The 13151-nt window shown below is 50.5% G+C and carries 12 protein-coding genes; 8 read left to right on the forward strand and 4 right to left on the reverse strand.

The window, feature by feature from the left end:
- Positions 1-8: 8 nt before the first annotated feature.
- Positions 9-572 carry a hypothetical protein gene (locus BD749_RS18060; protein ID WP_143741281.1) on the reverse strand — a complete coding sequence of 188 codons (564 nt, stop codon included), beginning with the start codon at positions 570-572 and terminating at the stop codon, positions 9-11.
- Between the two features lie 134 nt (positions 573-706).
- Between BD749_RS18060 and BD749_RS18065 the strand changes: the two genes are divergently transcribed.
- Positions 707-2047 carry a DEAD/DEAH box helicase gene (locus tag BD749_RS18065; protein WP_101447129.1) on the forward strand — a complete coding sequence of 447 codons (1341 nt, stop codon included), beginning with the start codon at positions 707-709 and terminating at the stop codon, positions 2045-2047.
- A 37-nt stretch (positions 2048-2084) separates the two neighbouring features.
- Here the strand turns inward: BD749_RS18065 and BD749_RS18070 are convergent, their stop codons facing one another.
- Genes BD749_RS18070 through upp form a run of 3 tightly spaced genes read right to left on the reverse strand, consistent with a single transcriptional unit; the run spans position 2085 to position 3690 of the window.
- The gene (locus BD749_RS18070; protein WP_101447131.1) at positions 2085-2534 is read right to left on the reverse strand and encodes a small multi-drug export protein; all 450 of its coding nucleotides are present in this window, start codon (positions 2532-2534) and stop codon (positions 2085-2087) included.
- Positions 2535-2575: 41 nt separating this feature from the next.
- Positions 2576-3019 carry a GNAT family N-acetyltransferase gene (locus BD749_RS18075; protein WP_101447133.1) on the reverse strand — a complete coding sequence of 148 codons (444 nt, stop codon included), beginning with the start codon at positions 3017-3019 and terminating at the stop codon, positions 2576-2578.
- 14 nt (positions 3020-3033) lie between these two features.
- On the reverse strand, positions 3034-3690 hold the full coding sequence (upp, locus tag BD749_RS18080) for a uracil phosphoribosyltransferase (protein WP_101447135.1): 657 nt from the start codon (positions 3688-3690) through the stop codon (positions 3034-3036).
- Between the two features lie 223 nt (positions 3691-3913).
- Between upp and BD749_RS18085 the strand changes: the two genes are divergently transcribed.
- From BD749_RS18085 to BD749_RS18115, 7 genes are all read left to right on the forward strand, one after another.
- Positions 3914-5593, forward strand: a complete 1680-nt coding sequence (locus BD749_RS18085; protein ID WP_101447137.1) for a hypothetical protein — start codon at positions 3914-3916, stop codon at positions 5591-5593.
- A gap of 257 nt (positions 5594-5850) precedes the next feature.
- Positions 5851-7689 carry an ABC transporter ATP-binding protein gene (locus BD749_RS18090; protein ID WP_101447139.1) on the forward strand — a complete coding sequence of 613 codons (1839 nt, stop codon included), beginning with the start codon at positions 5851-5853 and terminating at the stop codon, positions 7687-7689.
- A gap of 128 nt (positions 7690-7817) precedes the next feature.
- A complete protein-coding gene (locus BD749_RS18095; RefSeq protein ID WP_101447141.1) occupies positions 7818-8159 on the forward strand; it encodes a hypothetical protein in 342 nt (113 codons plus the stop codon).
- 8 nt (positions 8160-8167) lie between these two features.
- Positions 8168-8743: a D-sedoheptulose 7-phosphate isomerase gene (gene lpcA / locus BD749_RS18100; RefSeq protein ID WP_101447143.1), complete on the forward strand. Its 576-nt coding sequence runs from the start codon at positions 8168-8170 to the stop codon at positions 8741-8743.
- A gap of 991 nt (positions 8744-9734) precedes the next feature.
- Complete coding sequence (locus tag BD749_RS18105; RefSeq protein ID WP_101447145.1) at positions 9735-11273, forward strand: YifB family Mg chelatase-like AAA ATPase; 1539 nt, start codon at positions 9735-9737, stop codon at positions 11271-11273.
- A 245-nt stretch (positions 11274-11518) separates the two neighbouring features.
- Positions 11519-12091 (forward strand): porin family protein, encoded by a 573-nt coding sequence (locus BD749_RS18110; protein WP_245869431.1) that lies wholly within the window; start codon positions 11519-11521, stop codon positions 12089-12091.
- 359 nt (positions 12092-12450) lie between these two features.
- Positions 12451-13116 (forward strand): porin family protein, encoded by a 666-nt coding sequence (locus BD749_RS18115; protein WP_245869436.1) that lies wholly within the window; start codon positions 12451-12453, stop codon positions 13114-13116.
- The last annotated feature ends 35 nt before the right edge of the window (positions 13117-13151 follow it).

Consider the following 13151-nt stretch of genomic DNA (forward strand, 5'->3'; position numbering starts at 1 on the left):
AATTCTGATTAAATTTCTTCTTGCAACTTTGCCCGTCTTCTTTTATCGAATTTATCACTAAGAGCAATTGATGAATAATCTAAACAAATTAAATTTTCACCATCGGCTTGAAAATCTGCTCGACTTACAACTAATGTCACTTTATCACCAATCCACATTAACTTATTTTTATCAACCAATTGTGAAGGTGCCCCATAGATATCATCCATATTTTGAATGTATTTCTTTAAGTCATTAGACTGTATATAAACACTAACGGATGAGAGCTTGTAATCTAAATAGATACCAGATATCATCACAACTTTATCCCCATCTAATGGCGAATGTGGGGGTTCAAAATAACCTGTCATTAAACCAAGCGCTTCATCAGTTTTCAAGGAGACAAAATTTTTATTTTCTCCTAAAACAGAACCTAACTTAATATCTCGGAATCCATTCTTCTCATCTAACCTTTTAATATTTACATTTTTGGCTCTTATTGCATCCTCCGAACTTACTCCGTCGCAGCCAACCGTAATCAAAACAAATACAAACAGGATTGATAGAGTAATTTGAAACTTAATTAGTCGCATATAAAGGTGATTTATTGTGTTTAAAATAACTTCTACTTTTAAGATAACAATATACACACTTTCCCCTATGTTACCCCGCTCCCGCAAATTTCCCGTACCTTTGTACATTAATATCAAGCACAAGCACCACAACCATGGCAGAAGAAGCGGAGAAAGAGATAAGCACATTCGAGGATTTTAAGCTGAACCGACAGCTGCTCAACGCCATTGAGGAGGCCGGCTACGAAAAGCCAACTCCGATCCAGCTCAAGGCTATCCCTATCATCATGGGCGGGCACGATGTGATGGGCATCGCCCAAACCGGAACCGGCAAGACAGCCGCCTTTTTGCTGCCGATCCTGATGAAGGTAAAATATGCGCAGGGCACCAACCCGCGTGCCATCATACTGGCCCCTACTCGCGAACTGGCCATGCAGATCGAAGAGAACATCACACTGCTTGCCAAGTATACCGACCTGCGCCATACCGTAATCTACGGCGGACTAGGCCCCAAAACACAGATCGAGACCATCAACAAAGGCATTGACATACTGGTAGCCACGCCCAAGCGCCTGATGGAGCTGTACCTGAAAGGCGAGTTGATTCTGAAAGAAGTAAAGACGCTGGTGCTCGACGAGGCCGACAAGATGATGGACATGGGCTTTATGCCGCAGATCCGGCAGCTGTTGGAGGTATTGCCGCGCAAGCGCCAGAACCTGCTTTTCTCGGCTACCATGCACCCGAAGGTGGTGGAGCTGTCGGAGGAGTTTCTGGAGTTCCCGACCCGCATTGAGGTAACGCCGCAGGCCACACCGGTGGAGACTGTAAGCCAGTTGCTGTACCAGGTACCCAACCTGCGCACCAAAATTGCCATGCTGGAGTATTTAATTCAGGACAAGGAAACGTTTAACCGGGTAATCATCTTTACGCGCAGCAAGAAGAACGCTGAGAACGTGGCCAAGTTCCTGGACCGGCGCGAGTACGGTGAGGTACGTGCCATCCACGGCAATAAAGGGCAGAACACTCGCATCAATTCCATGGAGGCTTTCAAAGGTGGCGATGTACGCTTCCTGGTAGCAACCGATGTGGCCTCACGAGGTATAGACGTGAGCATGGTAAGCCATGTAATCAATTTTGATGTACCTTTTGTGTACGAGGACTATGTGCACCGCATTGGCCGCACCGGTCGTGCCGAAAACGTGGGTGCTGCTATCACTTTTGCCAACCCAGCCGAGATGTACCATATCCGCAAGATCGAAAAACTGATCAGGATGCAGATACCGGAGGAGCCGATGCCGGCAGAAGTGAAAATACACGACACCACTTTTGAAGAGCAGCAGGCCATTGCCCGCGACATCGACCATCAGAAACGCAGCGAGAACCCGGATTTTAAAGGCGCTTTCCACGAGAAAAAGGCTATACCTAAGAAGCGGCCCGAAAGTAAGCGTGACCCGAAAGCCTCATTCTGGCAAAAAACCAAGAAAAAGAAAAGATAGCGAAGGCACCCTGCCCGGAAAGGCAGGGTGTTTTTGTTTACAGGTACTCCAGGGCTACTTCCTGAAATCGGTATACCATACCTGTCAGAATAAAACCCCACAGTGTGCCGCTCCAAAGCATGTGCAGGATAATCTGCCGGCGGGGAACCCCGAAAACGGCGGCTACGATGGTACCGAACACAGGTGTGAGGAAGAGTGGTGTAAAGAAAGCGACGCCTATAACCCCAAAGTTACGCCAAATACGCACCACCCGGCGGCTACGGCGGCTAAAGACAGGCCGGCTGTAATTGCGTCGGTAACGGGCATACCAGCGGGCCGCCTCTCTCCCGATAAAAGAAAACACGAGCACACTGGTCATCATGCCAGCAACGGTCAGCAATACGGTTTCGAGGTAAGGCATGCCCAGCGACATACCTGCCAACGGCCCGCCAATGAACTTGACCATGCTGATCAGGTATACCGACATGTATTTAAGAAGTTCCTCCAATCCCCTTCTGAACGCTCATGCGAGTTTAAATAGTACAGGCCCTAAGCGCCCAGATTCATTTTCATTTGATACAGGTCGATCCCCTTTGCCCAAAAGTCCGGCTCCACCTGCTCCAGCTCAAATCCCAGCTTCTGGTAAAACGGGTATACCAGCTGGCTCGTCCGCACCTGCAGCCACTGCATAGTGGGCATTTCCTTTAGCTTGCTGATGCGAAACAGAGTCAGCTCCCGCCCGATGCCTTTACCTTGAAACGCAGGGTGCACCAAGTCCCAGGATAGTCGCGCCCAGGTATAGCCGTCGAAATAATTAATACCCCCTGCTCCTACTACCTGCCCCTCCTGCTCCACCACAAAGTAGTCTTCGCGACGCTCCTGCAGGTATAGCACCAGGTTGGCTTCCTCTTCAGGTGCAAAATATTGTGGCGTGTTGAGGCGAAGGATTTGCAAAAGCGCCTCCTGGTCAGTTGAGGTATAGGGCCTGATCATGAGCAAAGGGAAAACTATACCTTCGGACCGAAAGCCAGGTCGCCGGCATCGCCCAGCCCCGGCACGATGTAGAAGTTCTCGTTCAGGCTTTCGTCCATGGCGCCCAGCCAGATGTGCGCCTCCGGCACCTCCTGCTGCACATAGGCCACCCCTTCCGGCGAGGCAATGGCAGCGGCAAAGTGCACCTGCACCGGCTTGCCGTGGCGCAGCATGCCTTTATAAGACTTCACAAGCGAGCGACCGGTAGCCAGCATCGGGTCCGCCAGGATCAGAATTTTGTCGTGCAGGTCCGTCGAGGCCAGGTACTCCATGTTGATCTGCAGCTCGGTGTTCTGCTCCTCCACCCGGTAAGCCCCCACAAAGGTGCTGTAGGCCTTATCAAAATAGTTGAGCATGCCATTGTAAAGCGGCAATCCAGCCCGGAGAATGGTCGCCAGCACCGGCTGGGCCGTCAGCAGTTGGGTTTGTGTGGTTGCCAGTGGCGTTACGATGTCACGGGTTTCATAAGGCAGCGTTTTGGATATCTCGTAAGCCAGCAGCTCGCCCAGGCGCTCCAGGTTGCGGCGGAAGCGCAGGCTGTCGTGCTGCACCGAAACGTCGCGCAGCTCAGCTACAAAATGATTGACAAGCGACGGCGTTGCGGTGAGAATATGCAGGTTATCGTTTTGCATGGTATGGCTGATTTAGTAGGCTAAAGATACGGTCTTTCGGCAGGACGGCAATCTCTGGCCCTCAAAAACGTTAAACCGGTCAGGTGCTATACCTGTATAAGGCTGAGCTATACCTGCTTTCAGCGGGCGGCATCATGCAATTTCATGTGTTTTCGTTAATATTGTGAATTCTAATCAAATTCCTGACAAACCGCTTCCCTCTATTCTAGACTATTCTTCCTTTATGAGAAATATACTTGCCGCTGCGGCTCTTAGTCTGCTGGCTATACCTGCCGCGCAGGCCCAAGATGTGTACGTACCCTACGACCGCGACACTTATCACCTGATCGACCGCTACCAGATTAAACTGGGAACAAAAGTGCCGGAGATGCATACCAACGTGCGCCCGATCGGTCGTCGGGATGTCGCCGCGCTGGCTGAGTCCGCCATCGGTGAGCCTCGCTCTACGGCCGACATGTTCAACATCCAGTACCTGCTCAACGACAACTGGAACTATACCTCGCAGGCGAACGACAACAGCAGCGAGCGCCCGATCTTCAACACCTTCTTCCGTAACAAAACAGACCTCTACCATTACGAGTCAGAGGACTTTACTTTGCGCGTGAACCCGGTGCTGCACCTGGAACTGGGCAACGACAGCGAAAGTAATGGCATGCGCTACGTCAACACACGCGGGGTGCAGCTGGAGGGTAGCATCGACAACCGCTTCGGTTTCTATACCTTCATCGGCGAGAACCAGGCCAAGTTTGCCGATTATGTAGTCGACCGCATTAAGCGCGACGGCGTGGTGCCACACGAGGGGCTTTGGAAAGATTTTAAAGGTGATGGCTATGATTTTCTGACGGCACGTGGTTACATGAACTACTCCCTATCCAAGCATGTGGAGATACAACTGGGCCACGACCGCCACTTTATAGGCGACGGCTACCGCTCGCTCGTTTACTCCGACTATCCCCCACCGGCTTTTTTCCTTAAGCTGAACACCCGCGTCTGGAAACTGCACTACATGAACCTGTTCCAGGAACTCACGGCCGACTACCGCCGGCGTGGAGGTGGAGACAAAATTCTACCCAAAAAATACATGGCTTTCCACCGGCTGGGTGTGAACATTACTGATAACTTCAACCTGGGCTTGTTTGAGCAGGTTATTTTCGGACGCGAGAAAGGTAAATTTGAGCTGCAATACCTCAACCCGATCATCTTCTACCGCAGCGTGGAGCACAACCTGGGCAGTGAAGACAATGCCATGCTGGGCCTCGACTTCCGCTGGAATCTCTTCAACACGGCACAGCTTTATGGCCAACTGGTGCTCGACGAGTTTGTGCTGAACGAAGTTAAGTCAGGCGAAGGCTGGTGGGCAAATAAACACGCCGGTCAGATTGGCGCCAAGTACATCGACGCTTTCGGCCTTTCTAACCTCGACCTGCAGGGTGAGGTGAACATCATCCGCCCGTATACTTATCAGCACCGCGACGGCAGCTCTAACTATCAGCACAATCGCCAGCCACTGGCCCACCCCATGGGCGCCAACCTGTACGAGTTTGTAGGTATAGCCCGTTATCAGCCACTGCCACGCCTGCACCTGGTGGGCAAGGCCATTGCCACCCGCTTCGGGCAGGACGAGATCACAGCTGAGGGTGACACCATCAACTGGGGCAATAACGTAAACCTGGATTATAATAAGCGGCCTAAGAACTACGGCCATGAGATCGCCCAAGGTATACGCACCAACCAACTGCACCTCGACCTTACAGCTACCTACCAGTTCAAGCACAACCTGTTTGTAGACCTGAAAGGCATTATCCGCCGCACGGAAGCAGACGTGAGCACGCTGAGCAAAAACACCGTGTTTACCTCGGTAGCTTTGCGCTGGAACATTGCCCAGCGACTGCATGAGTTTTAAAAAACAGGTATAGCGCCATAACTTGAGCGGGGAGCCTTTATAAATGAAGGCTCCCCGCTTTCGTTTTAAAAGCCCGCTATACATACCTGTTCCATTTTAGTTATCTTTGCAGCGACTAAGCGTGCGATAGGTACTGCGCAGTCTGTAATATTATAATTCATTAATACTTAAAAACTTCCGGCAAGCAACCTGTGTGTTACAGGAAGCGATCGGAACCGCCGCCTATACCTGCAACAGCAAGGCTGGCCTCCACCAACATGAAGACTTATCTCCGGATACTGCAGTTTGCAAAGCCCTACAGTCGCTTTGTGCCGCTTTATACTATTTATACCGTGCTGGGCATCATTTTCGGCCTGCTCAATTTTACGCTTCTGATTCCACTGCTCAGCGTGCTTTTCGGAACGGTAGGAGCGGACGATGCCGCCGCGATGGTGACCACTAAACCCGAGTTCAGGCTTTCGCTTCAGTACTTCACAGATTATTTTAATTACCATTTCGGGCAGGTAATCCTGGAGAAAGGCCGTCAAGGTGCTTTGCTCTTTGTGTGTATTATCATTGTCTGCTCGGTTTTTCTCTCTAACCTCTTCAAATACCTAGCACTAAGAGTAGTGGGAGCACTACGGGCACATGTGGTGAAGAAGATTCGCCATGCTACCTACGAGCGTGTAACGCAGCTGCACCTAGGCTATTTCAGCAACGAGCGAAAAGGCGACCTGATGACCCGCATGACAGTGGATATTCAGGAAGTGGAGAACTCCGTGGTCAACACCATGACGGTTGTGATCCGCGAGCCCATTTCGATCATCGCCTTCTTTGTTGTGCTTTTCACCATGTCGGTTAAACTCACGCTTTTCTCCTTAATTTTGCTTCCGCTCTCCGGTATACTCATTGCAGGTATAGCCAAGCGCCTGAAGCGGGCCGCGCAGCAGGGGCAAGAATCGTTGAGCTTTATCCTGACGATCATTGACGAGACGCTGAGCGGTATTCGGGTGATCAAGGCCTTTAATGCGGAGCCTTACATCATGGACAAGTTCAACCAGCAGAACGACCGCTATGCCCAACTGCAGCGCTCCATCGCCAACAAGCGCGACCTGGCCTCTCCGTTCTCGGAGTTTATGGGCGTAACGGTAGTGGCGGGTCTGCTTTGGTTTGGCGGCAACCTGGTACTGAACCAGCAATCGGACCTGAAGGCCGAGGAATTTATCACCTACATTGTGCTCTTCTCGCAGGTGCTCGTGCCAGCGAAGGCCATGTCGGCGGCTTTCAGCAACATACAGCGCGGACTGGTGTCCGGCGACCGCATCCTGAAAGTGATCGACACCAAACCGCAAGTAATTGACAAACCAAATGCAAAAGTACTGCCGGAGTTCCGCCACGAGATCAAGTTCCGGGATGTGAGCTTCGGGTACGGCGACCACACGGTGCTGCAGGACATTAACTTCAGCATTCAGAAAGGGATGACAGTGGCCCTGGTAGGTCCGTCAGGCGGTGGCAAGTCCACGTTAGCCGACCTGATCCCGCGCTTCTACGACCCGACAAAAGGTGCTATCCTCATCGATGGCCACGACATTCGAGATTATACCGCGGAGTCGGTACGCGACAAGATCGGCGTGGTCACACAAGAGTCGATCCTTTTCAATGATACCATCTTCAACAACATCGCCTTCAACAAGACCGATGCGACGGAAGAGGAAGTAATTGCCGCCGCCAAGATTGCAAACGCGCATGAATTTATCGTGCAGACGCCGGAAGGCTACCAAACCCTGATCGGCGACCGTGGCAGCCGCTTGTCTGGCGGGCAGCGCCAACGCCTGAGCATTGCCAGGGCAATTCTGCAAAACCCACCCATCCTGATTCTGGATGAGGCCACATCGGCCCTGGACACCGAGTCGGAGAAACTGGTGCAGGAAGCGCTGACTAACCTAATGAAAAACAGAACATCAGTAGTGATTGCGCACCGCCTGAGCACCATACAGCACGCCGACGAGATTGTAGTATTACAACAAGGCCACATTGTGGAGCGTGGCAGTCACGAAGACCTGTTGCAGCAGGGCGGATTGTACGCAAAACTTACGCAAATGCAACTAGTACCTTAATTACAACTGGTGCTTTTGTGTTATAGACTATCGCTTTAAATTAAATTTTGGCCCTGACATTTCGGTATATTCACATTTTTTTATAGTTTAGCCCGAAACAGTTTTGCACCAAAATCCAACCTTAAAGCATGAAAGAACTTAAGACACTCTCTGATGTGGTCGTTTTTTGCTACGCTATGTTTATAGCACTTTTGCTAACAAACTTGCTGGACCATAAAGCCATATTTGAGATCACAACCGGAGAGCAGGCACTCACACTCTACAAAGCACTCGGAGCAGTTGGCGCCGGATTGATGCTGGTGAAGCTGCTCATCGGCAAACTATACATCACATCGCTCAAATACGACCGGCACATGGCTCAGGTGAAAATCAACGAGCTAAAAGCCGACCTGTACGAGCGCAAACAGGAATACAGAAGCAACAGCTACAAAGAATCTGTCCGGATGGAGATGACTGTAGCTGGCAATTAACAACATACATGACCCAGATCGTACTTCAGGAGCTGCAGGAAGCACAACAGACGCTCAACAACTTTATAGCCGACCCCAACAACCTGGCCGCTATCGAGCGGGCCGCCAACGCCATGGCCGATGCCGTGGAGGCCGGCGGCAAAATACTCTCGTGCGGCAACGGTGGCTCCATGTGCGATGCCATGCACTTTGCCGAAGAACTGACAGGCCGTTACCGCGACAACCGCCAGGCGATCCCTGCCATTTCCATTTCCGACGTGAGCCATATGAGCTGCGTGGGCAACGACTACGGGTACGATCACGTTTTTTCGCGCTACATAGAGGCACTCGGCAACAAAGGCGATGTTTTGCTGGCCATTAGTACCAGCGGCAACTCCGCCAACGTACTTAAGGCAGCCGCAGCCGCCAAAGCCAAAGGCATGACAGTAGTAGGCCTCACCGGCAAGGACGGCGGCAAACTGGCTGCCTTCTGCGATGTAGAGGTACGGGTACCGCACCAAGGCTACGCCGACCGCGTGCAGGAAATCCACATTAAGGTCATCCACATCCTGATCCTCCTGATCGAGAAGCGGCTTTGTGGGTAATGTATATTGGGCTGCCACTAGCTTGCACCAACGAAGGAGCACCAAGACCTTGCGGTGCCTAATGGTAGCCACGAAGATGTGGCCTTTTTGAATCGCTATATAGAGTCCCTACCTCACGGGTTTCCAGGATATTTGTACACGGTTGTCATCCCCCCGCCCCCTTCAAAGGGGGACTTTCCTGTCTTTACCATCTTATAGGTATAGCCCCGTAGCTAACGTGCTTACTCACTGCCTCTGATTTAGCACACCCCTACCCCCAGAGGGGATTTCGGTTAGTGGCTGTTCAAGGTATAGCTTCATCGTTAAAGCCGTTCCTTCGCTAGACCGGGTCCAACCACCCCTGCCCCTCCTTGTCCAAGGAGGGGAGCTTTAGGCGGCTGCCAGTTCACAAGTATAAGCGCTGTAGTTCTATAAACCTGTGCACGATTAACACACCCCTGCCCCTCTCAAGAGGGGAATCTCTGCCATTGCCCATTTCAGGTATAAGTTTTATTGTATCTGCTACATACCACTGGCAGGTATAGCAAGACTAACTTGCCCCGGAAGCTATGAAATAAATAGCTTGGGCCAGGTGCACTTTTCGGCGCTCCACTGTTCGAGCGTTCAGCGAGTTTGGAGCGTCTTGACTTTTTTGCCTACTTTTTTTGTCAAGAAAAAAAGAAGGTGCCCGCCGCACAGGCGGAAAGCCAATTATGCAATAGCGCAAGTAGCTATACCTCCAGCAGTAGCTACAAAACACCTATACCTGCGCCAGAGCCCCCACCATAGCAGACACGAGCACAGACACTCCCGCCATAATATATAACTCCACTGGCCACTCAAAGAACCCTCTCCACTATACCCACAACACTTCTATAGCATTACTACCCATCATCACTCCAATAAATTTATTTTTTCTACATTTACTACCACTCCCCGGAATCAATTACCAGCACGCTGTGTTGCGAATCTAACTTATAAAACCGCATTTATAGATCAACATCTAACCCATATGCTTATCAAGACGTTTGGCAGCGCCGTGCAGGGCGTGAACGCCTATACCGTAACCGTGGAAGTGAGTGTGAGCGCCGGCGCGAAGTACTTTCTGGTAGGTTTACCCGACAATGCCATTAAAGAGGGTGAGCAACGCATCGAATCGGCCTTGGCCCAGTACGGCTACAGGCTAAAACGCCAGAAAACCATCATCAACATGGCACCCGCCGACATCCGGAAAGAAGGCGCCGCCTACGACCTCACCATTGCGATGGGCATGCTGGCTGCCGGAGGCCAAATGGCTGCTGATAAGTTATCGCACTACATGATCATGGGGGAGCTCTCGCTTGATGGTTCGCTTCGCCCTATCAAAGGGGTGCTTCCTATTGCCATCCAGGCGCGCAAGGAAGGGTTCAAAGGCATTATTTTGCCAGCCCGCAATGCCAACGAAGCCGCTATCGTGAATAACCTGGAAGTGATCGGGGTGGAAAACATCAAAGAGGCGATCGATTTCCTGAACGATGAACTCGACATTCAGCCTGTTAAAGTAGATACCCGCGATGTGTTCCAAAGCACAGCTAACCAATACGCTGCCGACTTTTCGGATGTGCAGGGGCAGGAAAATATAAAGCGAGCCCTCGAAATAGCTGCGGCAGGCGGCCATAACGTGATTATGATCGGCCCACCGGGAGCGGGCAAGACCATGCTCGCCAAGCGCCTGCCTTCTATCCTTCCGCCGCTTTCGATGCACGAGGCGCTGGAAACAACCAAAATACATTCAGTGGCCGGCAAACTGGGCGAGGTGTCGTCGCTGCTTTCTACGCGGCCGTACCGGGCACCGCATCACACCATATCAGATGTAGCACTCGTTGGGGGTGGCGGCATACCGCAGCCGGGCGAGATCTCGCTGGCACATAATGGCGTCTTGTTTTTGGATGAATTGCCAGAGTTTAAGCGCACAGCACTGGAGGTGATGCGCCAGCCGCTGGAAGAGCGACGCGTGACCATCTCCAGAGCAAAAACGACACTGGATTTCCCGGCCAATTTTATGCTCATTGCCAGCATGAACCCATGCCCCTGCGGATTCTATAATCACCCTGAGAAAGAATGTGTTTGCGCCCCCGGCCTGGTGCAGCGCTACCTGAACAAGGTAAGCGGACCTTTACTTGATCGCATCGACCTGCACGTGGAGGTTACTCCCGTAACGTTCGATGAAATGACAGCCACCCGAAAGTCGGAGGATAGCGGGACTATACGTGAGCGTGTGGTGCGGGCGCGAGAGATACAGCGTGAACGGTTCAACAATTTTGACAACATTCACTCCAACGCCATGATGCCTTCACAGATGGTAAAGGAAATCTGTCAGATCTCAGATGCCGGCCGCACCCTGCTGAAGACCGCTATGGAGCGACTCGGCCTGTCGGCCCGCGCTTATGACCGTATCCTGAAAGTAAGCCGAACTATTGCCGATCTGGCTGATAACGAGGAAATTAAAATTGAACATTTAGCAGAAGCCATCCAGTACCGAAGCCTCGACAGAGACGGTTGGGCAGGCTAACATAAAGCTTATCACAAATAGCTATATACCAACATCTTACAAAGTTCAACATTAACAAAAGGTGTTGAACTTTTCTTTTTAACGCCATTTTAATCTGCTTTTTCAATTGCATCATCCTTTACTTAAAACCACTAGCTTTTTTAGACTTTTCTTGGGGGCCTGCGTAATATGGGACGTCAGGATCTTAAAATAGAAGAAGACTGGTTCTGGCGATCATACACTTAACCCTATAACCATTTACTACTATGAAGAAAAGAATTTTAATGTTCGTATTAGCCATGACCACAGTGGTTGCCGCACATGCGCAGGGCCCACGACTTGGCATTAGGGCTGGCGTGAACTATGCTGGCTTTGGTGGCTCCGATGCTGATAACTTTGATCGCATTTGGGGCGGGCATGCTGGCTTAACAGCTAACTTCCCACTGTCAGCTGATAACTTTTTTTCAATTCAGCCAGAATTGCTTTACTCGATGAAGGGTGCCGAGAATGACGGAAACACATGGAAAGTGAAAGTGAATTACCTGGACGTTCCTGTTTTAGGCCGGGTTAATGCTGGTCCGCTGTACTTTGAAGCTGGCCCGCAGCTATCAGTAAAGATCAGTGATGACAGAGAAGGAACTGCGCCACCGACTGATGATGTTAAGCGAACTGGTCTTGGTTACGCAGCAGGTGTGGGCTTGCAGGCCACTCCGCTCGGCCTGAGCGTAGGGGTACGTTACAACGGAGATATTTCCAAACTGTATGACAACTCTAATGCCCCTAATTATCGTAATGACGTATTCATGCTGACCCTGGGCTATATGTTCGGCAGCAGATAAACGTACCATTAGTACAGAATAAAACTATTATACCAAAGCCCCGGTCTATGCCGGGGCTTTTTCAGGTATAACCGCTATACCTGCTGTTCCCTTCCGCTGACTCTTGTAGCAAATCCAGCCGCCAGCTGTTCACAAAAAAGTATCGCCCGGCTGCTGTAAAAAAACAGCACAACTGTCAGTGTCAACATAACTGTTGCTTATTGTTACCAAAAAATATAGTGCAATTGATTAAAAATTATAAATCTGACTATCAACCAGATATAGTATTCTCAGTGAAAATACCAGGCTTATATACTCAATAAAAATATAGTTCTGCACGTATATTGCTCAGATCAAACCCAAACAACTATTACCTAATTATGAAAAAGCTATTATTTATGTTCGTGTTTGCAGTTGCTACTGCATTTGGTGCGCAGGCACAAAACGCCAGCTTCGGTATAAGAGGCGGTGCGAATATCTCTAACCTGTCAGGCGATCTGCGCGATGAAGACCGCTTCGAGAACAAAGTCGGATTTCATGCCGGCATCATGGCGAACTTCGGCATTGTAGATGATTTCTTCTCGATACAGCCTGAGTTGCTTTACTCTGTAAAGGGTTTTAAGAACGAAGACTCTGACTTTACGCTACTGGGCCAAAACTGGAGAAGAGAGGGCAAAGTAAATTATAATTACATCGACCTGCCGGTGCTTGCCAGAGTTAAAGCAGGACCTTTGTATTTTGAGGCTGGTCCCCAAGCATCTTACCTTGTTAGCATTAACAACGAGACCAAATCTTATCTGAACGGCCAGTTACAGAATACTTCTCGCGATGAGAATAGCAAAGATGGTCTGAAAGAGTTTGAGGTGGGGTATGCAGCTGGTATCGGTTTTACTTCTGCTAACAATGCCATCAGTTTCGGTGTGCGCTATAATGGTGCCTTCAGCGACTTTGTGAAAGAAGACTTAAATTTTGACGGTGACCTGACCAATGCCCGTCACTCCATCTTTATGGTGACAGTAGGTTTGGCTCTGCCAACGGGCCGTTAATCATATAACGTTATAAAAAAGCCGCCAGGTGCTTA

It is taken from the genome of Pontibacter ramchanderi, assembly GCF_002846395.1.
GTDB lineage: Bacteria > Bacteroidota > Bacteroidia > Cytophagales > Hymenobacteraceae > Pontibacter > Pontibacter ramchanderi.

Coding starts and splice junctions, on each gene's coding strand:
- BD749_RS18110 (WP_245869431.1), top strand. CDS start 11,519: ATGAAGAAAAGAATTTTAATGTTCGTATTAGCCATGACCACAGTGGTT.
- BD749_RS18095 (WP_101447141.1), top strand. CDS start 7,818: ATGAAAGAACTTAAGACACTCTCTGATGTGGTCGTTTTTTGCTACGCT.
- BD749_RS18075 (WP_101447133.1), bottom strand. CDS start 3,019: ATGATCAGGCCCTATACCTCAACTGACCAGGAGGCGCTTTTGCAAATC.
- lpcA (WP_101447143.1), top strand. CDS start 8,168: ATGACCCAGATCGTACTTCAGGAGCTGCAGGAAGCACAACAGACGCTC.
- upp (WP_101447135.1), bottom strand. CDS start 3,690: ATGCAAAACGATAACCTGCATATTCTCACCGCAACGCCGTCGCTTGTC.
- BD749_RS18090 (WP_101447139.1), top strand. CDS start 5,851: ATGAAGACTTATCTCCGGATACTGCAGTTTGCAAAGCCCTACAGTCGC.
- BD749_RS18065 (WP_101447129.1), top strand. CDS start 707: ATGGCAGAAGAAGCGGAGAAAGAGATAAGCACATTCGAGGATTTTAAG.
- BD749_RS18105 (WP_101447145.1), top strand. CDS start 9,735: ATGCTTATCAAGACGTTTGGCAGCGCCGTGCAGGGCGTGAACGCCTAT.
- BD749_RS18115 (WP_245869436.1), top strand. CDS start 12,451: ATGAAAAAGCTATTATTTATGTTCGTGTTTGCAGTTGCTACTGCATTT.
- BD749_RS18060 (WP_143741281.1), bottom strand. CDS start 572: ATGCGACTAATTAAGTTTCAAATTACTCTATCAATCCTGTTTGTATTT.
- BD749_RS18085 (WP_101447137.1), top strand. CDS start 3,914: ATGAGAAATATACTTGCCGCTGCGGCTCTTAGTCTGCTGGCTATACCT.